Here is a 23,015-nt window from a genome sequence, read left to right as displayed (position 1 = left end):
CTCACTCACCCAAAGGCAGGAGCATGCGGTTGCACGGCGCCGACGATGTTGTCGCCACCCGTCAACGCGAACTGCAGATGACTCTCGATCGTCGGGTTCGTGACGCCCAGACGCTGCAGCACCGCAGCCATCACCACCTTGCGGGCGCGCGGAGTCCCGTCCTCCAGCTTGAGCGCGATACCCCGGCCGTCTGGCAGTCCAACGGCGTACACACCCTCAGCACCGGCCTTGCAGAACACACCGGCCGTGTCGCGCATCAGCTCGTACTCGTCGCGCGTACTCCCACTGGCGTACGCCGGATGCGCGCGGAAGGCATCGGCCACCTGACGCTCGTGGGTGCCGGGAGCAGCGGCGGCGTACATCCCGAACGCTCGAGCGAGACCGGCCAGGCTGATCGCGAAGATCGGCGCACCGCACCCGTCGACAGCCACGTAGGAGACCTTCTCGCCGGCCGCGTCTTCGACGGCAACGCGGATCGCCTGCTGGAGCGGGTGATCCGGCTCCCGGTAGTTCTCGAGCGACCAGTCGTTCAGCGTGCAGGTGAGGAGCATCGCCGCGTGCTTGCCCGAGCAGTTCATCACGACCCGCTCCTGACCGTGACCGGCGCGGACCCAGGCGTCCCGGGCCGCGTCGTCGAGCGGATAGGCGATCGGGGTCTGCAGCGCCGACTCATCCAGCTTCGCGAGCGCGAGGATCCGCCGTACGCCGTCGAGGTGGAACTGCTCGCCGGAGTGCGACGCTCCCGCGAGTGCCAGCAGCTCATCCTCCAGCGGGAGGCCGTGGCGGAGCATTCCTACGGCTTGCATGGGTTTGTTGGAGGAGCGGGGGAACATCGGCTGGTCGGTGATACCGACCGACCAGGAGACGGTGCCGTCGGGGTCGGTCACCACGACGGAGCCACGGTGGTGGCCTTCGACGAAGCCGCTGCGGACGACGTCGGCCAGGATCACAAGTTCGCTCACGGCACGAACTGTACGGCCTGAATGTCAGGGGCAAAAAGCGGTCTTGCGAATGATCCGGCTCACAGCCGGGAGCGGACGTGCAGGCCGACCTCGGGGTCGACCAGGACCTCTTGGGTCGCGGTCACGGTCGGCTGCTCGTCGGCGACGACCTCGAGGATGGCTTCGGGGTCGACGTTCCGCTTCACCAACGCGAGCGCGATCGGGCCGAGCTCGTGGTGCCGGGCCGCGGAGCCGATGAAGCCGACCTGCTTCTCACCGGCCCGTACGGCGTACCCGTGCGTGGGGAGGTGGTCGACCGAGCCGTCGAGCAGGAGTCGGACGAGGCGGCGCGGTGGGCGGCCGAGGTTGTGGACGCGGGCGACTGTCTCCTGACCGCGGTAGCAGCCCTTGTCCAGGTGGACGCCGATGCCCAGCCAGCCCAGCTCGTTGGGAATCGCGCGCTCGTCGGTGTCGAGACCGAACCGCGGGTGGCCGGCCTCGATCCGGAGCGCCTCGTAGGCCCAGATACCAGCGGCCGGACCCTCCAGCGTGGCCAGCTCAGCCCGCGGGAGGAAGACCTCGTGCCCGCCCAGCGAGTCCGCGCCGGAGCGCGTCAGGTGCTCACCGCTGGCCGCGCCCGGCCGCCAGACGATCGCGTAGTCGTCCGTGACGTCGGTGATCTCGACTCGCGACATGAAGACCATCTTCTGCAGCCACTCGACCAACGCGGCCGCGGCACCAGGCTCGGTGTGCAGCCAGAACGTTTCGCCGTCGTCGACGCCGTACATGGCGTGCTCGACGTGTCCGGTCGGCGACAGCAGGAGCGCGGTGGTCGACGTACCGGGCTTGAAACCTTCGAAGTACTGGGTGGTGAGCGCGTGCAGCCAGGTCAGGCGATCCGGGCCCGCGATCGTGACGACGTCACGGTGCGACAGGTCGACGAACGCCGTACCGGCGACCAGGGCGCGTTGTTCGCGCAGATCCGAGCCGTAGTGGGCCGCGACTCCGGCGTCGAGTCCGTCGGCCTCGACGGCTGCGGGCCGGTCGAGCAGGGGGCTGCGGGTCCGTGACATGTCACCAGAGTACGTCGCCCGGCGTACGGCGATCGCCTCCCACCGTGGGATGTGAACGACACCCGTCTCCGGCGAGGCTGTGGGTACACCAGGTTGAAGGGAGCAGGACGATGAGTGACAGGCGATTCCGGTTCGGTGTGGTGGGTAGCCCGCGGAGCGGAGCGGATTGGATGACGACCGCACGACGAGCGGCCGAACTCGGCTACGAGACCGTGCTGATGCCGGACGGGCTGCAACTGCCGTCCCCGTTCCCGTCGCTGGCGATGGCGGCGGCGGTCGCCGACATCCGCGTCGGCACGTTCGTGGCCGCGGCCCCGCTTCGCACTCCGCGGCAGACGGCCTGGGAGGCGCACACGCTGACCGTGCTGACCGACGGCCGGTTCGAGTTCGGCATCGGCACCGGACGCCCGGTCGCCGAACAGCAGACCGCCGAGGTCGGCCTGCCCTGGGGCACGGCTCGCGAACGCCGTGAGCAGGTCATCGAGACGCTGGACCTACTGCGCGAGCTCGACGGAGAACGCCGTACGCCGATCATGCTCGCCGCAGGCGGACCCAAAGCCCTCGCCCTTGCCGCAGAACGCGCCGACATCGTCTCGCTGGCCAAGGACGCCACCACCCCACGCTCCGAGGTGGAAGCCGTAGCCCAAGAACTCCGCACCCTGGCCGGCTCCCGAGCCGACGACATCGAACTAGCCACGAACCTCCTGGCCGCCGGCACCCGCCCCCTCCCACCCTGGACCAAACGAGCCTCCGGCGTAGACCCCGACGCCCTAGAGGCCATGGACTCCCTCATGCTCCTCCGCGGCACCCCTCACCAAATGGCCGACGAACTCCTCCGCCGCCGCGAATCCATCGGCACCACCTACATAACCGTCAACGACGGCTACCTGGAGGACCTAGCCCCCGTCATCGAACTCCTCGCCGGCAACTAACCAACCGCCCACCCCACCCCACCCCACCCCACCCCACCCCGCCGGCGAACCCCCCATCTCAGGGGATATCCACGCGATTGGGGGGTTGCCCCCTGAGATTCCGAGGGGGCAACCCCCGATGTGGATGGGCACCCCCTCAGCTTGGGGGGTTGGCGGGAAGAGTAGGGGGTTGCCCGCTGAGATGGGGGGTTGCCCACCGAGATTCTGAGGGGGCAACCCCCGATGTGGACGGGCACCCCTTCAGTTGGGGGGTTGGCGGGGGGAGTGGGGGGTTGCCTGCTGGGGTGGGGTGGGCGTGACACTGCCCGCCGGGCTGTGGCTCCGGCGGGCAGTGTGGGGGGTGGGAAGGTGGTTAGTGGGTGGCGGCGGTGCCGGGGGCGGTGGGTTGGGGGACGTCGCCGGCGTGGGTGTCGCCGGCGGCGAAGGCGGCTTCGTCGAAGGGGTCTTCGCCGGCGAAGACCTGGCGGGCCTGGGCCTTGTCGAAGTCGCCGACCCAGTGGCCGACGAGGACGGTGGCGACCGCGTTACCGGCGAAGTTGGTCAGGGCGCGGGCTTCGGACATGAAGCGGTCGATGCCGACGATCAGGCCGACGCCGTCGACGAGTTCGGGGCGGTGCGACTGCAGACCGCCGGCCAGGGTGGCCAGGCCGGCGCCGGTGACACCGGCGGCGCCCTTGGAGGCGACGATCATGAAGACGAGCAGCGAGACCTGCTGACCGAGCGAGAACGGGGTGTCCATCGCCTCGGCGATGAACAGGGACGCCATGGTCAGGTAGATCGCGGTGCCGTCCAGGTTGAACGAGTAGCCGGTCGGGACGGTGATACCGACGACCGGCTTACCGACGCCGAGGTGTTCCATCTTCCCGATCAGGCGCGGCAGCGCGGTCTCCGACGACGAGCTCGAGACGATCAGCAGGAACTCGCGGCCCAGGTACTTGAGCAGCTGGAAGATCGAGATCCCGGTGACGATCTTGAGAATGGTGCCCAGGACCACGAACACGAACAGCGCACACGTGATGTAGAAGGCGACCATGATCTTCAGCAGGCTGACCAGCGCGGTCGAGCCGGCCGCGCCGACGACCGCGGCGAGTGCGCCGAAGGCACCGATCGGGGCGGTCCACATGATCATCGACAGGATCTTGAAGACCAGCCGCTGGATGTGGCCGATGCCGACCAGGATCGGCTGACCCTTCGAGCCCAGAGCCTGCAGAGCGAAGCCCACCAGCAACGCCACCAGGACGGTCTGCAGGACCTCACCTTCGGTCAGCGAGGACAGCAGCGACTTCGGGATGATCCCGAGGATGAAGTCGGTCGTCGTCTCGTGGGCGCCACCGGCCTGCTTCTGGCCGGCCTCGCGGAGCTTGTCGGTCAGGTTCAGACCGGAGCCCGGCTGGACGATGTTGCCGACCAGCAGCCCGATGAACAGCGCGACCGTCGACATCACCAGGAAGTAGACGAGCGCAAGGCCACCGACCTTGCCGACGGACGCCGCCTGGCGGACCGAGCCGATGCCGATCACCAGGGTGCAGAAGATGATCGGGCTGATCAGCATCTTGATCAGGTTCACGAATCCGGTACCGAGCGGCTTCAGCTCGACCGCGAAACTCGGGAACAGCAGTCCGACACCGATACCGAGCAGAGCGGCGACGATGACGGCGATGTAGAGGAAGTGGGTTCGATCGTTCCGGACCGGGGTGGGTCGGGGTTCGGTCGTGGCCATGCGGGACTCCTGTGTCGGCCGGCGGGCAGTACTGACAACCAAGGGACTGGGAGGGCTTGAGTAACTGTGACGTGACGCACAGGAGAAGTGCGCGTTTCGTTCATATCGTTCTCGGTGCAGACTGTCCGGTGTGAAACGCAGGCCGTGGGAACTCCGTCGCCAGGTTCTCTGGCTGCAGACGGTCACGGTCCTGGTGCTCATTGTGATGGTCTGGATCTCCCTGGTCGCAAGATCCCGCGCCCAGGCCGACCGTGACGCGGCCGCGACCGGTACCACCCCGGCCGGATTGTGGGAGCTCATCCGGCTCGATCTGCGTCCGATGCTCGGCATCGCCAGCCTGATGCTCGGGGTCGCGATCGCCGGAAACGCACTGGTCGCCTTCCGTGTCCGCCGTGCCACCCGCGGGATCGGCACGCAATCGCTGGCCCGGATGCTCGACTTCTACGAGGGCGTCCTGCACGCCGCCCGCGAAGGCCTGATCCTGTTGGACGCCAACGGCCGGGTCCAGCTCGCGAACGACGAGGCCTTGCAGCTGCTCGGCCTGCGCGAGGTCCCACCCGGTACGCCGATCGAGGAGCTCCACCTCGGTACGCCGTTGGCCGAGCTCCTCCGCGACGGCCGGACGGCGTACGACGAACTTCACCTCGGCGCGAGTGGTGTCCTGGTCGTGAACCAGCAACCGTCCCGGGCCGGCCGGATCGTCACCCTGCGGGACCACACCGAGCTGCAGCGACTCCTTGGCGAGCTGGACGCGGTTCGCAGCCTGGCCGAATCGCTGCAGGCACAGAACCACGAAGCGTCGAACCGGCTGCACACGGTCGTCAGCCTGATCGAGATCGGCAAGCCCGAGCGGGCCAGGGAGTTCGCAGTGTCCGAGTTGCAGTTCGCCCAGGCGATGACGGATCGAGTGGTCGGCACCGTCGGCGACCCGGTGCTGGCGTCGCTGCTGCTCGCCAAGCTGGCGCAGGCCCAGGAGCGCGGTGTCACGCTCACCCTCGAACTCGGCCACGAGCCCCTGAACACCCGGCTCCCGGCTCAGGATGTCGTCACTGTGGTCGGCAACCTCCTCGACAATGCGATCGAGGCCGCCCGCGGCGGACCGGCACCCCGCCGCGTCGAGCTCCGAGCTGGTACGACGCCAGACGCGATCGACCTGATTGTCACCAACACCGGCGCCGAGCTCGGCGCGACTGAACTGGCGCACATGTTCGAGCGCGGCTGGACCACAAAGGCCGAGCCCGGTCATGGCCTTGGACTCGTCCTCGTCCGCAGCACGGTCGAGCGCTGGCAGGGCACCCTGATGGTCGACCCGGATTCCGAACTGGCCGACGTACCAGCTCTGACCGTGCGCGTGCGGCTGCCGCGGGCGGTGAGCGCGAGTGCCTGACCTGCAGGTCCTCGTGGTCGAGGACGACCCCGTCGCGGCCGAGGCACATCGCATGTACGTCGATCGGCTGCCGGGGTTCACGTGTATCGGCATCGCCGGTACGGCGGCTCGCGCGCTCCAGGTGCTCACCCGGCCGGGCGTGGATCTCGTGCTGCTGGACATGAACCTGCCGGATGGTCACGGCCTGGACGTGGTTCGCCGAATGCGGGCCCAGGGCAACCAAACCGATGTGGTCGCGGTGACGTCCGCACGGGAGGTCGCGGCGGTCCAGGCGGCGGCGCGGATCGGCGTCGTCCAGTATGTGCTGAAACCCTTTGCCTACGAGACTTTGCGCGACCGACTCACGGCGTACGCCCGCCAACGCCGAGCCGCCGAAGCCGGCCAGGTGGTCGCCGACCAGGACGAGGTCGACCGTTTGTTGCACCCAGCAAGAATCTCGTCGGTCCCCAAGGGCCTGGCGGGTTCAGTCCTGGACCGAGTGGTCCAACTCCTCGGCAACCGCGAAGGCTGGACCGCAGAAGAAGTCGCCACCTCACTCGGTACGTCGCGCATCACCGCACGCCGCTACCTGGAACACCTCGCCGACCAGGGCCAGGCGCTGCGCACCCAGCGATACGACGGGCGCAGCGGCCGCCCGAAGGTTGAGTACAGCTGGGTGGCCGAGAGCTAGGAGCGGACGAGAGTGGCCCAGAGGTGGGGTTGGAGGGGCTGGCCTTCGGCGGCCATGTCGTAGGCCCACATGAGCTCGCCCTTGACGAGGCCGTAGAGGCGGTGGCCGGCGGTGACTTCCTTGGCCGTTTCGGTGCGGGCGACGACGTCGGTCCGCAACTCGATCTTGGCGCCCTCGATCTCGCCGTACCAGATCTCGGCGAAGCCGGTCGGGTGCGCGAGGATCACCTCGAGCTTGTTGTCCGGCTTCGGCCGCCAGAAGCCGGTCTCGAGCGCCAGCGGACGCTCCCGCTTGCCGTCCTCGCCGACCACGAAGGTCTGGCTGACGTAGTGCAGGAACGGCTTGCCGTTGTGGCTGAAGTCGATCTGCTGCCCGAACTCGAACTTCTCGATGGTCGGGTAGTCACCGTGTCCGCGGCCCTCCCAGCGACCGAGCAGCCAGGCCAGCGGCATCAGGTCGGGGTGCAGGTTCTGCGGGATCTCGAACGCCATCAGCTGGCCGTCCGGCCCTTGAACAGCCGGTAGACGACGTATGCCGAGAACCAGCCCATGAAGATCGTGACCAGGACCAGCAGCGTGGTGAAGATGACGTGGAGCACGATCACGAGTCTAGAGGATGGTTCGCGGGCCTTCGGCTACCGTGGCGTGATGTCCCGCACGCTGGTGATCAAACTGACCGCAGGCGCCGACGAGGCCGAGCGCGCCAACCAGGCCTTCACCGTCGCCGCCACCGCGGTCGCGGCCGGTGCCGAGGTGTCGCTCTGGCTGACCGGTGAGGCCGTCTGGTTCGCCGTCCCCGGGCGCGCCGAGAGCTTCGAACTCCCGTACGCCGCTCCTCTCGCGGATCTGCTCGCGGCGGTGTTGGAAGGTGGTCAGCTGACCGCCTGCACGCAGTGCGTCAAGCGCCGGGATCTGACCGAGGCCGATCTGCTCCCCGGTACGCGGATCGCCGGAGCGCCCGCGTTCACCGAGGAGATCCTGGCCGACAACGCCCAGGCGATCGTCTACTAACCCTTCTGCAGTTCGTGGCCGCTCTGTTCGCGGCCGCCGCGCTGGGTGGTCTTCGCATGCAGTTGGGCCGCAGTCTGACCGCCGCGGGCGCCATCCAGCGACTCCCCGCTGGGGCGGCTGCCGACGGCGCCGTTCGGGTTCTCGAGGCCCTTGTTCATGTCCTGGAGACGCTGCATCTCCTCCGGTGACATCTGGCTCCGGCCGGTCCCGTCCTGCTCGGGACTCGCGCCGCCTTGGTTCTGGCGGTCGAGCCGCTCCTGCTCGAGCAGCTGGTCCTCGGCCTGAACGCGCCCATCAGGCTGCTCCGCCTGCTCAGCCGCACGATCCGCCACCGCGTGATCGCCGCCGGTCGCGAACCCTTCCCCGGTACCGACGTCAGCCTGCTCGCGATCCTCTTCCTGCCGCTCGGTCTCCTGCTCCCGCCGGCTCTCGGGCCCGTCGCCATCCACGCCGTCCTGCTCGACCTCGGCCTGCTGCTCGCGATCCTCCTGAGCCTGCGGCTCCCGCTCCTCCTGCTCGCGAACCTGCTCCTGCGGATCCTGAGTCTGGTCAAGCTGCTCTTGCTGAGCTTGCGTCTGCTCGAGCGGCTCCTGCCGAGCCTGGGTCTGGTCGGGCTGCTCCTGCTGGACCCGCTCCTGCTGAGCCTGCTCCTGGCGTGTCTCCGTCTGCTCCTGCTCCGGAGTTTCCAGACCCTGGTTCAGCTGCTCACGCTGCTGCTCCGCGATCTGCTCGCGCTGGGCGTCCATCGACTCGCGCAACTGATCGCGTGCAGCCTCGTTGTCCGCCTGCATCTGCTCGGCGGTCTGGTCGAAGTCGTCGTCGAGTGCGGCCGCGGCGCCCGCTCCCGCTGCGGCACCAGCCACCGGCAGCGTGGGGTTCGGCGTACCGGTCTCGCGCTTCTCCTCCTCCTGACGCTTGCGCGCTTCCTCCTCGCGCTTGCGCTCTTCTTCCTGCTCGCGCCGGCGCTCTTCCTCTTCGCGCTCGCGCTGCTCCTGCTCCTCGCGTTCGCGCTCGTCCTGCTGCTCCTGCTCGTCCCGCTCGTCGCGGTCGTCGGTGTTCTCTTCGCGGTCGTCGCGGTCGTCGGTGACCTCGTCGCGTTCGTCGCGGTCGTCGACCGAGGTGTCGTCGATACCGTCGCGGTTCAGGTCCTGGTTCGCCTCGAGTTCGCGCTGCCGGTCGTCGAGCTGCCGCTGCAGGTCGGCCTCGCGCTGCCGCAGCACCTGCACTTCGCGCTCGATCTGCGCGTACCGATCCGCGGGTTCGCGCTGGGACGTGACCCGATCGACGCCCGGGTGTTGCTGCTGGATGTCGCGGGCCTCCTCCATCAGGGAGCGCGGCATCTGCGCCTGCTTGTACTGCTGGATCTGTTTGCGGACCTTGTCCAGGTCGCGAACCAGCTTCCTGATCTGCTTGAACAGGATCTCCAGCATCTCTTCGGCTTCATCAGCCATCAGGCGACCTCGCTCGCATAGACGGAGTACCCGAACCCGGCCTGCGGGGTGTCCACAGTCGGCTGCGTGGCATAAAGGTGGAACTCGGCGCCCGGGCGCAGCCAGACGGCCAGGTGCCGCCGGCGATCCCGCCACTCCGGCGGGACCCGCGGGTCCGATCCAGGTCCGACGTACACCGGGGCACCCCAGTGCCGGCGGCCGCGTTCGATCTCGGCCGGCCAGTGCTCGTCGAGGCCCTCCTCGGCCGCGGCCAGCTCACCGGGCCCGATCTCGTACGCCGACCATCCGCTGCGCGGGCTCTCCGGCAGTACGGCGTCGGGCAGCAACAGCATCACCGTCTCGCGCGGGGTGACCAGGCCCCAGGTGAATCGCTCGGGATCGATGTTCCCCGGCGCCCAGGGCCGCCAGCCGGTGGCAGCAGTGATCCGCAGGACGCGCTCCCGGATCGCCTCCGGGCCGGCCCCTGCCGGTCCCCAGACCGCGGTCCAGTCGGTCACCTCGGCCAGGTCCGCCATCGCCCGCTCGTCGTCCTCGAACGACCGCTGCTGCGTCTTCACCTGGTGCTCACTCCTCTCCGCTGATCCGGCCCAGCCTATGCCTTCGGCGGGCCGGGCACCCCTTCGATAGACGTGCCGAAACCGGCAACGGATCCCGTTCGCGAGCAGTAAGCGCAGATCGCCGTTCAGCGGCCAGGTTCTGGGTTGTAGTTGAGTCATGAAGCTTCCGGCCCTTCCGACGGAGAAGTCGTTCCGGTCGCCGCTGCACCATCCCCGCGTGGCGACGGTGCTCGGGCGCTGGCTGGCCGTGGCGGTGGTGATCTGCTTCCTCACCGGCCTGTTCAGCCACTTCGTCCAGGAGACCCCCGCCTGGCTGCACATCCCCACCCGACCGGCCTCGCTTTACCGGGTGACGCAAGGACTGCACGTGTTGAGCGGCACGATCGCCGTACCGTTGCTGCTGGCAAAGCTCTGGACCGTCTACCCCAAGCTCTTCAACCTCAAAGGCCTCCTGGAGAAGGCGTCGATCCTCGTTCTGGTCGCCGCGATGGCACTCGAACTCTTCATCGGCTACCTCAACACCCTCCAGTGGTATCCGTGGCCGTTCCCCTTCAAGCAGACGCACTACGCGCTGGCCTGGATCATCGTCGGCGCCCTCCTCGTCCACCTCGCCGTCAAACTCCCACTGATCCGCACCCATTGGCGCCGTACGGCGGAAGTCGTCGCAGAGTCATTGCCGCCAGCAACCACCGGATTGACCCGGCGCGGCCTGTTCCGCACGGTCGCCGGCGCCGCATCGCTGGTCGGAATCAGCACGATCGGTCAATCCGTCCCCGCTTTCGGCCCGGTCGCCGTTCTCGCACCCCGCAAGCCGAATGTCGGACCGCAAGGCCTGCCCGTCAACCGCACCGCCCACGACGCAGGCGTCTTCGGGATCGCCGCCGACTGGCGTTTCACGATCAGTGGCCCACGGCAACTTTCCTACGCACTCGACGAACTGCGAGACCTCCCGCAGAGCCGCTCCGACCTGCCGATCGCGTGTGTCGAAGGCTGGAGCCAAGGCGGGCGCTGGGAAGGCATCCGGATCCGCGATCTACTCCACCTCTGCGGCGCCCCAGCGACCTCCCGCGTCCGCGTCGTCTCGATGGAGAAGGGCGGTTTCTACGCGACGACAGAGCTACCACCCGAGTACGCCGCCGATCCGCTCACGCTGCTCGCGCTTCGACTGAACGGCGGTGAGCTCGCCCTCGACCACGGCTTCCCGGCCCGGATCATCGCGCCCAACCGCCCCGGCGTCCTGCAGACCAAATGGGTGCACCGGCTGGAGGTTCTGTCATGAAGACCCGGGCGGCTCTGGCCGCGTTCGGCGTCGGCTTTGGCCTCTGGGGCGTCTGGCTGATGTTCCAAGCCCTGGAACCGCAGGCGTTGATCCGTTTACCGCTCTGGCTGGGCGGTGCCGTGATCGCGGACGACCTCTTCCTCGTCCCGATCACGGTCGCGGTCGGCTGGCTCGTCACCCGCTGGTCGATCGGCCCCGACCATCACCGCACGGTCGGCGCCGTCCGCACCATCTTGCTGTACGTCGGCGTCACCACACTGATCGCGATTCCGCTACTCCTCCGCCAGGGCAAGGGCGCGAACCCAACGATCTTGCCCCGCAACTACCTCCGCGACTGGTTATTGCTAGAGGCAACCATCATCACAACAGGCCTAGCAGTGTTCCTGATTCAGCGGTCGCGCTTGATGTTCAGGAGATCGCGCGCTTCGTCCGGCGACATCGGCGGGCGCTGAGCCATCGTCGCCAGTGCGGCAGCGCGCTCGACCAGCTCGGCGTTGTGGTTCACCGGCTGCCCCTTCGCCAGGGTCAGCGTGTCCTCCATGCCGACCCGCAGGTGGCCGCCCTTCGACAACGCAGCCAGCGCGACGGTGATCGACGTACGGCCGATGCCGGTTGCGGACCAGGACGTCACCGCGGACGGCAGCGCGTTGACCGCGGCCACCAGGGCATCCGCCGTACCGGGCATGCCGCCGGGGACTCCCATCACCAGGTCGCAGTGCACGCGACCGCCGTACGGGAGGCCGAACTTGTCCAGCAGCCGGTGCAGCGCGGCCACGTGGCCGAGGTCGAACAGCTCGAACTCCGGGACGATCTCGCGCTCCTGGCTGAGCTGGTAGAGCTCGGTCACGAACGGCCACGGGTTCATGAAGACGTCGTCGCCGAAGTTGACCGTGCCCATCGTCAGCGAGCAGGAGTCCGGCTCTGCATCGAGCACGCGCAGCCGGTTCTCGTACGGATCGGTGACCGCACCGCCACTGGACAGCTGCACGATCAGCGCCGTGTTCGCCCGCACCGCAGCCACCGCCTCGGTCAGCCGGCCGAGGTCGAGCGTCGGGCGGTGCTCACCGTCGCGGATGTGCAGGTGGATCATCGCGGCCCCCGCCGCCTCGCACCGTTTCGCCGTCTCGACCAGCTCATCGAGGGTGGTGGGAAGCGCCGGACAGTCCGCCTTCGCGGTCTCGGCGCCGGTGGGGGCAACGGTGATCAGAGTCGAGGCCATGGGGAGATCTTGCCAGATCACTCCGAGATCCGGGAGATTCGGCGGTCAAACAGCAGACTCGCAGGATTTTTTCCGGCACGGCAGGATTGATCCCATGAGAGCAGTGGTGCAGCGGGTCAGTCAGGCGTCTGTGACGGTGGACGGCGCAGTGGTCGGGGCGATCGACGGGCCGGGGCTGCTGGTCCTGCTCGGCGTGACGCACGACGACACCGCCGAGACGGCGAAGACATTGGCCGCCAAGATCTGGACGCTCCGCATCCTGCACGGCGAGCGATCCGCGTCCGACGAGCAGGCGCCGATCCTCGCGATCAGCCAGTTCACCCTGTACGCCGACACTCGCAAGGGCCGGCGCCCGTCATGGAACGCGGCCGCCCCCGGTCCCGTCTCCGAACCCCTGTACGACGCCTTCTGCGCAGCGCTGGAGAAGTTGGGCGCCAAGGTGGAGCGCGGCAGGTTCGGTGCCCATATGGACGTGAGTCTGGTCAACGACGGTCCGGTCACGCTGATTCTCGACGCCTGACATGGACCAGGCCCGTCTGGTCGCCCGCCGACTGCCACAGGCGCCCGGCGTCTACCGCTTCCGCGACGACGGCGGCCGGATCCTCTACATCGGCCGCGCGGTCAACCTGCGCCGCCGCGTCCTGTCGTACTGGACGCACCTCGGCGACCGACCGGGGCTGGCACGAATGGTGAACCGAATCGCCCGGGTCGAGGGTGTCCAGTGCGACTCCGAACATGAAGCGGCCTGGCTCGAACGCAACCTGCTCGAGCACACCAAACCGCGCTGGAACCGGACCGAGGGTGGGGCGGAGGTCGTCGGGTACATCCGCTTCGATCCGGACGGCCCGCGGTTCACCCACGAGCTAGAACTCACGAGAAAGCACTTCGGGCCTTATCTCGGTGGGCTGCGCGTTCGGCAGGCGATCTCGGCCCTGCAACGCGTGATCCCGTTGCAGTACACGACCGACGCGACTGGTTCAGTCCGCGAGTTCGCCAAGCTGTTCGGCGTCGGCCCCGACGACCGCGAGACGCTGACCAGGACGACGTACGCCGTACTCGACCGCGAGCCGGGCGCGGTGGCCGCCGTACGGGATGAACTCACGCGGCGGCGTGATCTGGCCGCGGGTGCCTTGCGGTTCGAGTTCGCGGGGAAGCTGCAGGACGAACTGGCGGCGTTCGAGTGGATCGTGGCCGAGCAGAAGGTGTCGCTACTGACGGCCGATGACGCCGATGTGTTCGGCTGGGCCGACGGAGTCATGGTCGGCTTCGGAGTGCGCGACGGGCGGGTGCGGACCTGGACCCAGCATGCGATGACCGAGCGGACGGCGCGGGAGCGGGTCGCGGCAACTCCGGTCGGCTGGCAGTTGTTTGCCCAACGCAACGCCGAACTCGCTGCGCGCTTACTGGCATAAGAAAACCGCCCCGAGTCCCGAAGGACCCGAGGCGGTTCTCAGAGATTCTGAGACGGTGAGGTTCGACTCAGACGGTTGGCTCGATCAGCCGATGACGCCCGCGGCCGAGTGGCCGACGACAACCTTGGTGTTCAGGCTGTAGACGTCGATCACGAGCGCGTTCACTGCGATGTACCGCTGCTGCTTGACGACCTGGTTGAAGGTCAGCTTGGCGATGCCGGGGATGTCCAGCGTGGAGTTCACGCCGGTCTTGACCGGGTAGACCTTGCCGTTCACCGAGATCGACGCGATGCTCGACGTCGACTTGACGCCGTACGTGCCGTCCTTGGACTTCCAGGCCGCTGCCGAGGAGTTGACGGCGCCGATGGCCAGCGTGCCGACCTTCACACCCGCGACGTGCGAGGTGAAGTTGACGGCGGCCTTGTCGGCGTTCTGGTAGCCGTTCTTGGTGGTGAACGCGGCCCCGACGTAGGCGACCTTCGGGATCACGACCTCGCCCACCGAGGCGCGGATCGTCTTGCCCTCGGTGCCCTTGCAGGTGGCCTGGTACGACGTCGGGCCGGAGACGACCAGCTTGTCGACGTTCGCCTTGGTCACGTAGGCGTCACCGATGACGACACCGACGGCCGGCTTGGCGATCTCCGCACGCGTCTTCAGGATCGCGACGTCGACACCCTCCGGGATGTACTTGTTCTTCACGTTCGCGTGGACGACGACCGCCTGCGCGTACGAGTAGATGCCGCTCGCGCTCTTCACGCCACCGACGCGGTTCAGCACGATGTAGCCCAGGCCCGGTACGGCGACCTTGGTGTTCCACTCCGGCTTGAGCAGCGACGGCACCGAGACGGCGCCGATCTTCACGCCGGCGAACGTCGTGTTGCCGGTGTAGGACAGCTTGCCGTTCTTGTACACCGCCGTGGTGGTCGTCTTCACACCGGTCAGGTGCAGCAGGTTGCCGATCTTGATGTCGACAGCCGAGGCATTGCTGGTGACGCCGTTGCCGTTCTTGTTGTTGAAGGCGTGGGTGTCGGTCCGCACGGTGCGCGCGATGGCCTGGTTGTTCACGTTCGCCGTGGCGACGTCGTTCGACATCTTGGCCGACGAGTTCGTGGTGCAGCTGATGGTGCTCACGGTCTGCGGGCCGCTGTTGACGACACCTCCCGTGGCCTCAACGCCGATGCCGTAGCCGCTGTAGCCGAAGACCGGCGACGCGGACGCCGAGCCCGAAGTCAGCGCGATCGTAGAAGCAACGCCGACGACCGCCGCTACACCGACGGCGGCGAGCTTCTTGTATCCGATGCGGGGTCCCATGACCCCTCCTCCCTGAGTGATGACATGACCCGTAGCGCGGGCCAGGACACAGAGCACAACTCAGGCGGTAGCGGTAGGTAACGAGCCTGATGCGCTCCGAGACCAAACCGTTACCTTGCAGTTCAATGAACCCGCACCCATAACCCCGGTCGAATGACCGGGAATCCGTTACGTACAACAGGTTCCGGGCATGCCGAAGGGCCCGGACGCGCAAGGTCCGGGCCCTTCGGGGACTTGCCTCAGGGTGGGCCGCCGTCCCGTGACGGCGGCACCATCAGTAACGAGCGAGAGCTCAGACGGTAACGGCCACTTCCGCGACCGCGCCGTACTGGGCCACCACCTGGCGGTCGACCGGGTCGGCCTTGGGCGCCAGCGTGCGCAGCGTCCACTCGCCCGGCTTGGCGAAGAAACGGAAGTGTCCGGTCGCCGAGGTCGGTACCTCGGCGGTGAACTCACCCGTTGCGTCCAGCAACCGCACGTAGGCGCCGCCGACCGGCTCCTCGCCGCGCAGCACCTGTCCCTGGATCACGGCTTCCTTGTCCACGTCGACGCCCTTGAGATCAAGGCCGCCCTTCTTGGCTCCGCACATGTCAGGCCTCCCCTGGCTCGTCGCCGAGGGCGACCGGTACGCCGACCAGCGAACCCCACTCGGTCCATGAACCGTCGTAGTTCTTGACGTTCTCCTGGCCGAGCAGCTCGTGCAGCACGAACCAGGTGTGCGCCGAGCGCTCGCCGATCCGGCAGTACGCGATGGTGTCCTTGCCGAAGTCGACCCCGGCGTCGGCGTACAGGGTCTTCAGCTCGTCGTCGGAGCGGAAGGTGCCGTCGTCGTTGGCCGCCTTGCTCCACGGGATGCTGGCCGCGGTCGGGATGTGACCCGCGCGCTGGGCCTGCTCCTGCGGAAGGTGGGCCGGGGCGAGCAGCCGGCCGGCGTACTCGTCGGGGCTACGGACGTCCACCAGGTTCTTCACGCCGATGGCCTCTTCGACCTCACCGCGGAAGGCGCGGATGTTCAGGTCCGGCGCCTTGGCGACGTACTCGGTGGCGTCGCGCTTGACGGCCTCGTCGGTCAGCTCGCGGCTGTCCAGCTCCCAGCGCTTGCGGCCACCGTCGAGCAGGCGGACATCGGCGTGACCGTAGAGCTTGAAGTACCAGAACGCGTAGGCGGCGAACCAGTTGTTGTTACCGCCGTACAGCACGACGGTGTCGTCGTTCTTGACACCGCGGCCGGACAACAGTTCCTGGAACTGCTGCTGGTTGACGAAGTCCCGGCGTACCGGGTCCTGCAGGTCGTCCTTCCAGTCCAGCTTGATCGCACCGGCGATGTGGCCGGCGTCGTACGCCGAGACGTCTTCGTCGACCTCGATCAGGACGACGTTGGCATCGCTCTTGTGCTCTTCGACCCAGTCGGCCGAGACGAGCGCAGATTCCCTGCTCATGTGTGCTGCCTCTCTTAATTGGTAGCGGTGCTTGGCGTACGAATGCGTTGGATCAGCAGATAAGCCTCGCAGCCGAGGCAGAGCCCCACGGCCGCGTTCACGAACGCGGCGACGAGGGCGAATCCGGTGGCGACCACTCCGAGCACGGTCGCGCCGCTCAGGTAGCCGATCAGGCCGGCGATCGCGAAGACCAGCCCGACCAGTTGGGCGAACCGCGGCGGCGCCGCGTCCTCCAGCTCCTTCGGCGGACTCAAGCGCGGACGAATCACACGCTTGAAGAACTGGCCGTACGGCGATGCCTGGACGCCGAAGGCGGTCCCGATCGCGAACACCAGTGTCTGGACCGCCAGGATCCACGGGTTACCGAGGATCAGTGTCAACGCCAGCAGAACCGCGGTCACACCGGCTGCGAACCGGAGCCCCCGCGGGTCGACCTGGGGAGGAGTGAGTTTGGCCGTCTGTTCGGACATGACGACTCCTGGAGGAGGAGTGGTTCGAGCCGGACCCGCCCGTACCTGCGGGAGACGACGTACGTGGAACCGCGCTCAGCGATCAGTTCCACAGCGCTCGGGACGCCGCCTGGTCAGCGGCCACGACACAGCGACGAGCGCATGCGGCAGTTGTCCACTGCGCGGCGCTTGGTCAGCAAGGTCGTGTACTCCACGCTCCGAGAGTACGGAACGTGGAGCGAGACGTTCGTAGTTGTCCCATTGAATGAGACAACTGATCACATGATGGACAAGCTAGGTGCGAACGACGTTGGTGCCGGCGACCTTGTCCCACAGCGCCTGCTTCTTGTCGTCCCACAGCGGCCACAGGTAGTTCAGCAGGACCACGATGCCGAGCAGCGAACCGAGGATCGGGACCGCACCCAGCACGGTCAGCGCAAGGCCCATCCCGGCCCGCTTCGCGATCGCCGCACCGGGTGCCGCCCCGGGCACGTCCCGCAGCCGCACCGCGATACCGGCCGCCGACTTGCCGATCGTGGCGCCCTTCTTGGTCAGCATCAGGTACTCGTACGCGAACATCACCACGGCGGTCAGGATGGCCGCCGGAATCGTCCAGGCCACCGCGGACATCGACGAGTTGAGCATCTCCGAGAAGGTCGGCGGAGTCGTGCTCCGCATCTGCCGCTCGACGTTGTCCGTGTAGTCGTTGAGGTACTTCATCCAGAAGTAGCCGGTCAGCGGCAGGCTGACGAAGAAGATCAGGACCGAGTCGATGACGCGGGCCAGCACCCGGCGCCACCAGCCGGACAACGGCTGGCCGTCCGGGGTCGTGAAGCGGTTCTGGCCCGGGTAGCCGTAGCCCGGCTGCTGCTGCGGGTACGCCGGATAGCCGTGCTGCTGAGCGGGCTGGCCGTACTGCGGCTGCGGCTGGCCGTACTGGGCCTGCGGCGGCTGCTGCGGACCGGGCTGGCCGTAGACCGGGCGGTCCGATGCGGGCTTCTGTGCCTGTCCACCGCCGAACACCTGGCCGTGCTGCACCGGCTGACCGTACTGCGGCTGGTCCTGCTTGGGCTGTCCGTACTGGCCTTGGTACGGCGACGGCTGCTCACGCGGACGACGCTCGTCGGTCCACACGTTCCCGTCCCAGTAGCGCTGCTGTGTCGGGTGCTCAGGGTCGTCGTACCAACCGGCTGGGAAGTTCACTGGCACAGCATGCCGGTCAGGCGGGGTCGAGCGCCATCCCTATCAGTTCGGCTGGTGGTCGATCGCCGTAGCCAGTGCCGCGATCACATCCGGCTTGCGCGGCGCACCGCTGGCGCGTTTGACCACTGCACCAGTGCTGTCGAGCACCAGCGTGGTCGGTGTCCGCAGGATGTCGAGCTTCCGGACCAGGTCCAGATTCGACTCCGCGTCCAGCTCCACATGCCGGACTCCGTCGACCATGCCTTCGACCTCGGCCAGCGTGCGCCTCGTCACTCGACAGGGAGCGCAGAAGGCGGAGGAGAACTGCAGCAACGTGGCCCGCTCACCCAGCTCGACACCTACGTCGGCTGCGGAAACCCTCTCCACATCACTCGCCTTCTCGCGGAATCGCCCGTCGATCCAGGTTTTGAGCACACTGAGAAGCACTCCGGCGACGAGCGCGCCGGCTAGTACCCACAGACCTAGGCTCACAACAATCCAGAGTACGTCGGTGGTTTTTCAGCTCCACCTGCTGTTTCACGCCTTGGACAGTCAGTCCTCTGGGCGGGATCGCAGCCGCTTGGTCTGACCGCGGCGCTTCTTGTCGTCGAGACGACGGCGGACCGCGCCCTTACTGGGCTTGGTCGCCCGCCGCGGCCGTGGCGGTGGCGCGATCGACTCCCGCAGTAACGCGACCAGCCGGGTCCGCGCCGCCTCCCGATTGCGCCACTGCGACTTGTACTCCGAAGCTGCGATCGTCAGCACACCGTCAACCAGGCGGGACTCCAACCGCTCCAGCGCGCGAGTCTTCAGTACGCCGGACAGCGCCGTCGTACCGGCGAGGTCGAAGCTCAGCTCGACCCGGCTGTCGGTGGTGTTCACCGACTGCCCGCCCGGACCGCTGGATCGGGAGAAGCGCCAACTCAGCTCCCCCTCGGGGACCACCAGCCCCGGTCGCACGATCAGCCCCGTCTCCTCCACAGACCCATTACACCTTGTTGCCCCCGCTGCTCGTTACCCTTTTCCCGTGCAGACGGGGAGGCCAGAGCAAGGGCCGGGGCAAGAGCAAGAGCCTGAAGAGCTTCCGGAGCTGGCGAACCTGAAGGTGCGCGGGCGTTCGGTCAAGACCTGGGTGATCGGCGCGAGCGCCGTCGTACTGGCTGTTTCGGCCGCGTTCGGTGGCCTGAACAAGGCGGCCGCGGAGACGCCGCCGCTGGCCGCGGGGAAGTCGGTGGACGCCGGGCAGTTCGCGATCACCGTCGATCGGGTCGTCACGGTCAAGCACCTGAAGCCGCTGTTCCAGCCGGAGCCCGGTGGTGCACTGATCGCGATCGTGGCCAAGATCAAGGTCACCGACGACCTCGGGACCACGCCGCCGTCGGACCTGTTCCGGCTGATCGGCGTACCGGGGATCAAGGAGACCGAGGCGCCGATGGGGACCACCACCATCGACGACGAGACGATGAACCCGGTGCTCACCCCGGATGTCGAGCAGCAGATTGCCTTCGTCTGGAAGCTGCCGAAGCTCTCCGACCTGCCGACCGAGGTCAAGGTGAGCGTGCAGGGCTACAAGCACTACGACGAATCGCTGCTGGACCACCACGAGAAGTGGCTGCCCGAGGAGCTCGCCGGCGAGGGCACGATCAAGGTGAAGGACAACACGAAGTGACCGGCCGCAAGCTCCTGAACGGCGGCCTGACGCTGGCCGTCCTGGTCGCGATCATCGGTCTCTACCGGCTGACGCCGACCCAGCAGGACATCCAGGACCCGACGCCGGTGAACGGCATCGTCGGCCGCGCGGTCGACGCCGGCCGGTTCGAGCTGAAGGTCGACGCGGTGCGGGTCGGGAAGACGCTGAAGATCCCGAGCAGCTCGCCGGACCGCAAGACCCAGACCAGCTTCGTGGTCGTGGACGCGACCGTCACCGCGACCCGCGAGCCGATCCACCTGAACCGGGTGCAGATCCGCAGCTCCGACGGGATCACCTATCTCGGCGCCAACCGCAGCGGCCTGGACCGGGTCGACCTGACCGGCTTCCAGTTCGCGCCCGGGATTCCGGCGCGCGGCGCCTTCGTGGTCGAGATGCCCGCCGACAAGTTGCCGGGGGCAACCCTGCAGGTGATGGAGAAGTCGATCATGAACGACCTCGAGCCCGAAGTGAACGTCCCGCTGGACGTGAAGTCCCCCGAGATCAGCCCGGTCGTCACCTTCACCCGCGCGAGCGCGTCATGACCGGGGCACGCCGGGCCCGCCGACGCAGCGGCTGGTTCAGCAAGAACGTCGCCGCACTGGCCTCGCTGGTCGTCACCGTGCCGCTGGCCGGTTGGTGGACGACGAAATCGGACTACAAATCCTGGTACGACGCCGAGCCGCGCGACGCGGTCGTCGTTGCCGACGGTGGGACGTCGTACCAAGGAGCCGTCTGGTACGCCGCCAGTGTCGAAGAGAACCCGGAGCCCAAGCGGGCCGGGGCCGAGGATCCGCTGCCGCCGGATACGACCCGGATCCGGGTGCACTTCCGGCTTCAGGTCGATGACATCAAGACGCTCGACGAGCCTGGGCTCGGCGGTTGCCGACCACACCTGCGGGCGTCGGACGGGCGGATCTGGGACGAGGACATCCTCGCCGACGACTACCAGGACCGGCCGAACAGCTGCACCGGTGGGTACGACGACAAACCGCAGAGCTGGCGTGGACAGTCGGCCCAGTACTACGTGAAGCCGGCGGCCGGGAAGCCGTACGAGATCGCGGCCGTGTTCGTCGTACCGAAATCTGTTGCGGCCGAGGTTCAGCCGACGATCACGTGGGCTACGAAAGTCCCTGAGTATCTGGCATTCCCGAGGTAGCAGCGGTCAGGTCGGCGACGCCGCCCTGCTCGCTGTCGTCCTGCTCGACGACCGCGTGCGTGCCGCGGTTCAGGTAGCCGGCCAGGCCACCGATCATCCGGTCGTAGGCGGCCGCGAGTAGGGCGACCTGGAGCATGATCTTCAGCCCGTCGGTGAGCAGGCTCAGCGGTTCGTCGATCACCAGCCAGAACGGCAGCGTGTGCGGGCCGAGAACCCACAGCTTCAGCGCGATCCACACGCCGCTGGCGAGGAACGTGACGACCGCCCAGGCGAGGAAGTAGCCCAGCATCGGGCGCAGGCCGGAGCGGAGCACGAGCCGGAACGCGTCTGCGACCGGCGTCCAACGATCCTTCCAGTCCGCGACGACGGTGTTACCGGCCGCCTGCACGAAGCGCGGCGTCGCCTGCCAGCGGTTCGTCAGTCGGTCGAAGCGCCAGCGCGGCTGTTGCTGCGCCTTGTGCACGGCCCGGCCGTAGATCACCGCGGTCATGGTGATCCACATCAGCGGGAGCACGGCCGCACTCCACAGGTCGCCGACGCCAGCGGCGATGAAGCCGGTGACGGCGTCCCAGATCTCGCGGACCTGGCTCACGCCGAGCACATGGTCGAGGACCCAGACGTAGGCGTCGTGCAGCCATTGCCAGATCTGGCGCTCCTGCAGCCACTGCTTCGGCGACGGCACGTACGACGAGGCCTGGTAGATGACCACGAAGATCCAGAGCGCCTCGAGGTACGTGACGAACAGCTTCCGAACCGGGCCCTCGTCCTCCCGCTTCCACTTCTTGAACACGAAGCGGAGCAGGTACGCCACGGCACCGAGGCCGATGAACAACCAGGTCGACAACGACTGCAGGCCCTGCGACGGCTCAGCGACTGTCCCGCCGCCGAGCACCGTGGCCGCGGTCTCGTTCACCTTGTGGACGGCCAGCTTGTACTCGTAGTCAAGCGCCTCGGCCTGCAAGAACTTGTACGCCGCGTAGAACGCCAGGAACGGCAAGAGGGCCGCGGCCAACGCATCGACCGGGCGGCTCTCCTTGCCAGGCTCAACACCGTCGGGCGCGAGCATGCCCTCGGCAACGGCCCGCCGGTGGAACGGCAGCTCACCGCGGAGGACGAGGAACATCGCGACGTACATGGCCAGTGAGACCACGACGATCAGCGCGAGGACTGCGAGACCGGCCGCCTCCGCGGCGGCACCGGCCTGGACGGCCACCCACTGCAGTCCGCGATGCGCGAGCTGGGCGATGAGAAACACCGCCAGCAACCTCGGCCACGCCTTACCGAACAAGACCCCCGCGCGGCCCACCGTGGTGAGCAACGACCCCGACTCCATCGCCACGCGCAGAATCTACCTGCCCGTGGGGGCGTCGCGAGACTTCAGGCCGGTGCTTCGGCCGTTTCGCGCTGGCTGGTGGTCGGTGGGACCACGAAGCGGTAGCCGACGTTGCGGACAGTGCCGATCAGCTGCTCGTGCTCCGGGCCGAGCTTGGCCCGCAGCCGCCGGACGTGGACATCGACCGTCCGCGTGCCGCCGAAGTAGTCGTAGCCCCAGACCTCCTGCAGGAGCTGCTCCCGGGTGAACACCCGCCCGGGGTGCTGCGCCAGGAACTTGAAGAGCTCGAACTCCTTATAGGTGAGGTCGAGCGCCCGCCCGTTGAGCTTGGCGGTGTAGGACGCCTCATCGATCACGACGTCACCCGTGCGGATCAGGCTGGTGTCCGGGTCCTCGTTGCGGGTGGCGGCCAGTCGGCCGATCACCAGGCGCAGCCGAGCCTCGATCTCCGCGGGACCAGCGGTGTCGAGCAGCACGTCATCGGCGCCCCAGTCCGCGTTCACCGCGGTCAGGCCGCCTTCGGTGACGACCAGGATCAGCGGTACGTCGATTCCCGTCGTACGGATCAGGCGGGAGACGCCGCGGACGGCGACCAGGTCCCGCCGCGCGTCCAGCAGGACGGCATCCGCATCCGGGGCATCGACCAACGCGGCCACCTCGGCGGGCAGGATCCGGATCTGGTGCGGTAACAACGCGAGCGACGGCAGCACCTCGGTGGAGGCCTGCAGAGCGTTCGTCAGCAGAAGCAACGTGCTCACGTTGTCCCCCTGTGCCGGTCGTAGTGCACGTCGAGCCCCAGCGGCG

The 23,015-nt window shown here is 67.9% G+C and carries 27 protein-coding genes; 11 read left to right on the top strand and 16 right to left on the bottom strand.

The genetic code is table 11. The annotated features are described in order from the left end of the window. Positions 1-5: 5 nt before the first annotated feature. Together ACFTSF_RS05480 and ACFTSF_RS05475 are read right to left on the bottom strand one after the other, a co-directional pair. Entirely contained in the window at positions 6-962 is a 957-nt protein-coding gene (locus ACFTSF_RS05480) for an asparaginase (protein ID WP_380152640.1), read from the bottom strand. 59 nt (positions 963-1,021) lie between these two features. Next, positions 1,022-2,014, bottom strand: a complete 993-nt coding sequence (locus tag ACFTSF_RS05475) for a YgfZ/GcvT domain-containing protein (protein WP_380152639.1) — start codon at positions 2,012-2,014, stop codon at positions 1,022-1,024. Positions 2,015-2,124: 110 nt separating this feature from the next. On the opposite strand from ACFTSF_RS05475, the gene ACFTSF_RS05470 reads away from it, so the two are divergent. Further along, positions 2,125-2,946, top strand: coding sequence for an LLM class flavin-dependent oxidoreductase (locus tag ACFTSF_RS05470; RefSeq protein WP_380152638.1), 822 nt, complete (start codon positions 2,125-2,127; stop codon positions 2,944-2,946). A 352-nt stretch (positions 2,947-3,298) separates the two neighbouring features. On the opposite strand, the gene ACFTSF_RS05465 is transcribed toward ACFTSF_RS05470, so the two are convergent. Continuing rightward, a complete protein-coding gene (locus ACFTSF_RS05465; RefSeq protein WP_380152637.1) occupies positions 3,299-4,666 on the bottom strand; it encodes a cation:dicarboxylate symporter family transporter in 1,368 nt (455 codons plus the stop codon). 130 nt (positions 4,667-4,796) lie between these two features. Between ACFTSF_RS05465 and ACFTSF_RS05460 the strand changes: the two genes are divergently transcribed. Together ACFTSF_RS05460 and ACFTSF_RS05455 are read left to right on the top strand one after the other, a co-directional pair. Next, the gene (locus ACFTSF_RS05460) at positions 4,797-6,053 is read left to right on the top strand and encodes an ATP-binding protein (protein ID WP_344159548.1); all 1,257 of its coding nucleotides are present in this window, start codon (positions 4,797-4,799) and stop codon (positions 6,051-6,053) included. Continuing rightward, positions 6,046-6,723: a response regulator gene (locus ACFTSF_RS05455; RefSeq protein WP_344159545.1), complete on the top strand. Its 678-nt coding sequence runs from the start codon at positions 6,046-6,048 to the stop codon at positions 6,721-6,723. Before ACFTSF_RS05460 ends, ACFTSF_RS05455 begins: the two co-directional genes overlap by 8 nt. Here the strand turns inward: ACFTSF_RS05455 and ACFTSF_RS05450 are convergent. Then, the gene (locus ACFTSF_RS05450) at positions 6,720-7,214 is read right to left on the bottom strand and encodes an FABP family protein (protein ID WP_344159542.1); all 495 of its coding nucleotides are present in this window, start codon (positions 7,212-7,214) and stop codon (positions 6,720-6,722) included. The two genes, ACFTSF_RS05455 and ACFTSF_RS05450, sit on opposite strands and share 4 nt — an antisense overlap. Before the next feature lie 156 nt (positions 7,215-7,370). Here ACFTSF_RS05450 and ACFTSF_RS05445 point away from each other — a divergent pair, with 156 nt between their 5' ends. Next, positions 7,371-7,733 carry a DsrE family protein gene (locus ACFTSF_RS05445; RefSeq protein ID WP_380152636.1) on the top strand — a complete coding sequence of 121 codons (363 nt, stop codon included), beginning with the start codon at positions 7,371-7,373 and terminating at the stop codon, positions 7,731-7,733. On the opposite strand, the gene ACFTSF_RS05440 is transcribed toward ACFTSF_RS05445, so the two are convergent. Continuing rightward, positions 7,730-9,184, bottom strand: coding sequence for a hypothetical protein (locus ACFTSF_RS05440; RefSeq protein ID WP_380152635.1), 1,455 nt, complete (start codon positions 9,182-9,184; stop codon positions 7,730-7,732). The two genes, ACFTSF_RS05445 and ACFTSF_RS05440, sit on opposite strands and share 4 nt — an antisense overlap. Next, positions 9,184-9,741, bottom strand: a complete 558-nt coding sequence (locus ACFTSF_RS05435) for a hypothetical protein (RefSeq protein WP_380152634.1) — start codon at positions 9,739-9,741, stop codon at positions 9,184-9,186. The genes ACFTSF_RS05440 and ACFTSF_RS05435 overlap by 1 nt, the downstream gene beginning before the upstream one ends. A 157-nt stretch (positions 9,742-9,898) precedes the next feature. On the opposite strand from ACFTSF_RS05435, the gene ACFTSF_RS05430 reads away from it, so the two are divergent. Beyond that, positions 9,899-11,020 (top strand): molybdopterin-dependent oxidoreductase, encoded by a 1,122-nt coding sequence (locus ACFTSF_RS05430; RefSeq protein ID WP_380152633.1) that lies wholly within the window; start codon positions 9,899-9,901, stop codon positions 11,018-11,020. Continuing rightward, complete coding sequence (locus tag ACFTSF_RS05425) at positions 11,017-11,472, top strand: hypothetical protein (RefSeq protein ID WP_380152631.1); 456 nt, start codon at positions 11,017-11,019, stop codon at positions 11,470-11,472. Before ACFTSF_RS05430 ends, ACFTSF_RS05425 begins: the two co-directional genes overlap by 4 nt. Here the strand turns inward: ACFTSF_RS05425 and ACFTSF_RS05420 are convergent. Further along, positions 11,409-12,239 carry a 3-keto-5-aminohexanoate cleavage protein gene (locus ACFTSF_RS05420; RefSeq protein ID WP_380152630.1) on the bottom strand — a complete coding sequence of 277 codons (831 nt, stop codon included), beginning with the start codon at positions 12,237-12,239 and terminating at the stop codon, positions 11,409-11,411. The two genes, ACFTSF_RS05425 and ACFTSF_RS05420, sit on opposite strands and share 64 nt — an antisense overlap. Before the next feature lie 94 nt (positions 12,240-12,333). Here ACFTSF_RS05420 and dtd point away from each other — a divergent pair, with 94 nt between their 5' ends. Together dtd and ACFTSF_RS05410 are read left to right on the top strand one after the other, a co-directional pair. Then, positions 12,334-12,759: a D-aminoacyl-tRNA deacylase gene (gene dtd / locus ACFTSF_RS05415; RefSeq protein WP_380152629.1), complete on the top strand. Its 426-nt coding sequence runs from the start codon at positions 12,334-12,336 to the stop codon at positions 12,757-12,759. Between the two features lies 1 nt (position 12,760). Next, positions 12,761-13,651 (top strand): GIY-YIG nuclease family protein, encoded by an 891-nt coding sequence (locus tag ACFTSF_RS05410; protein WP_380152628.1) that lies wholly within the window; start codon positions 12,761-12,763, stop codon positions 13,649-13,651. 84 nt (positions 13,652-13,735) lie between these two features. Here ACFTSF_RS05410 and ACFTSF_RS05405 read toward each other — a convergent pair whose 3' ends face one another. The 7 genes from ACFTSF_RS05405 to arfB form a co-directional block, all read right to left on the bottom strand. Further along, positions 13,736-14,962, bottom strand: a complete 1,227-nt coding sequence (locus ACFTSF_RS05405) for a choice-of-anchor P family protein (protein ID WP_380152626.1) — start codon at positions 14,960-14,962, stop codon at positions 13,736-13,738. Positions 14,963-15,254: 292 nt separating this feature from the next. Further along, positions 15,255-15,551 (bottom strand): DUF1416 domain-containing protein, encoded by a 297-nt coding sequence (locus tag ACFTSF_RS05400; protein WP_344159514.1) that lies wholly within the window; start codon positions 15,549-15,551, stop codon positions 15,255-15,257. 1 nt (position 15,552) lies between these two features. After that, positions 15,553-16,401 (bottom strand): sulfurtransferase, encoded by an 849-nt coding sequence (locus tag ACFTSF_RS05395; protein WP_380152625.1) that lies wholly within the window; start codon positions 16,399-16,401, stop codon positions 15,553-15,555. A 14-nt stretch (positions 16,402-16,415) separates the two neighbouring features. Beyond that, positions 16,416-16,871: a DUF4395 domain-containing protein gene (locus ACFTSF_RS05390; RefSeq protein ID WP_344159509.1), complete on the bottom strand. Its 456-nt coding sequence runs from the start codon at positions 16,869-16,871 to the stop codon at positions 16,416-16,418. Between the two features lie 273 nt (positions 16,872-17,144). Then, positions 17,145-18,053 carry an RDD family protein gene (locus ACFTSF_RS05385; protein WP_380152624.1) on the bottom strand — a complete coding sequence of 303 codons (909 nt, stop codon included), beginning with the start codon at positions 18,051-18,053 and terminating at the stop codon, positions 17,145-17,147. A gap of 42 nt (positions 18,054-18,095) precedes the next feature. Beyond that, entirely contained in the window at positions 18,096-18,524 is a 429-nt protein-coding gene (locus ACFTSF_RS05380) for a thioredoxin family protein (protein WP_344159503.1), read from the bottom strand. Positions 18,525-18,584: 60 nt separating this feature from the next. Next, positions 18,585-19,013 carry an alternative ribosome rescue aminoacyl-tRNA hydrolase ArfB gene (gene arfB / locus ACFTSF_RS05375; RefSeq protein WP_380152623.1) on the bottom strand — a complete coding sequence of 143 codons (429 nt, stop codon included), beginning with the start codon at positions 19,011-19,013 and terminating at the stop codon, positions 18,585-18,587. A gap of 46 nt (positions 19,014-19,059) precedes the next feature. Between arfB and ACFTSF_RS05370 the strand changes: the two genes are divergently transcribed. The 3 genes from ACFTSF_RS05370 to ACFTSF_RS05360 are packed head-to-tail and all read left to right on the top strand — an operon-like array spanning position 19,060 to position 20,878. Continuing rightward, on the top strand, positions 19,060-19,701 hold the full coding sequence (locus ACFTSF_RS05370; protein ID WP_380152622.1) for a hypothetical protein: 642 nt from the start codon (positions 19,060-19,062) through the stop codon (positions 19,699-19,701). After that, positions 19,698-20,264, top strand: a complete 567-nt coding sequence (locus ACFTSF_RS05365) for a hypothetical protein (RefSeq protein WP_380152621.1) — start codon at positions 19,698-19,700, stop codon at positions 20,262-20,264. Before ACFTSF_RS05370 ends, ACFTSF_RS05365 begins: the two co-directional genes overlap by 4 nt. Then, the gene (locus ACFTSF_RS05360; RefSeq protein ID WP_380152620.1) at positions 20,261-20,878 is read left to right on the top strand and encodes a hypothetical protein; all 618 of its coding nucleotides are present in this window, start codon (positions 20,261-20,263) and stop codon (positions 20,876-20,878) included. The genes ACFTSF_RS05365 and ACFTSF_RS05360 overlap by 4 nt, the downstream gene beginning before the upstream one ends. Here the strand turns inward: ACFTSF_RS05360 and ACFTSF_RS05355 are convergent. Together ACFTSF_RS05355 and ACFTSF_RS05350 are read right to left on the bottom strand one after the other, a co-directional pair. Beyond that, a complete protein-coding gene (locus ACFTSF_RS05355) occupies positions 20,841-22,211 on the bottom strand; it encodes a hypothetical protein (protein WP_380153082.1) in 1,371 nt (456 codons plus the stop codon). The two genes, ACFTSF_RS05360 and ACFTSF_RS05355, sit on opposite strands and share 38 nt — an antisense overlap. A 44-nt stretch (positions 22,212-22,255) precedes the next feature. Then, entirely contained in the window at positions 22,256-22,969 is a 714-nt protein-coding gene (locus ACFTSF_RS05350; protein WP_355468733.1) for a response regulator transcription factor, read from the bottom strand. Positions 22,970-23,015 lie beyond the last annotated feature (46 nt).

This window comes from Kribbella sp. NPDC056951, from assembly GCF_042674205.1.
Classification (GTDB): Bacteria; Actinomycetota; Actinomycetes; order Propionibacteriales; family Kribbellaceae; genus Kribbella; species Kribbella yunnanensis.
The sequence above is the reverse complement of the archived record's forward strand: the minus strand, read 5'-3'. Positions and strand labels throughout refer to the sequence as shown.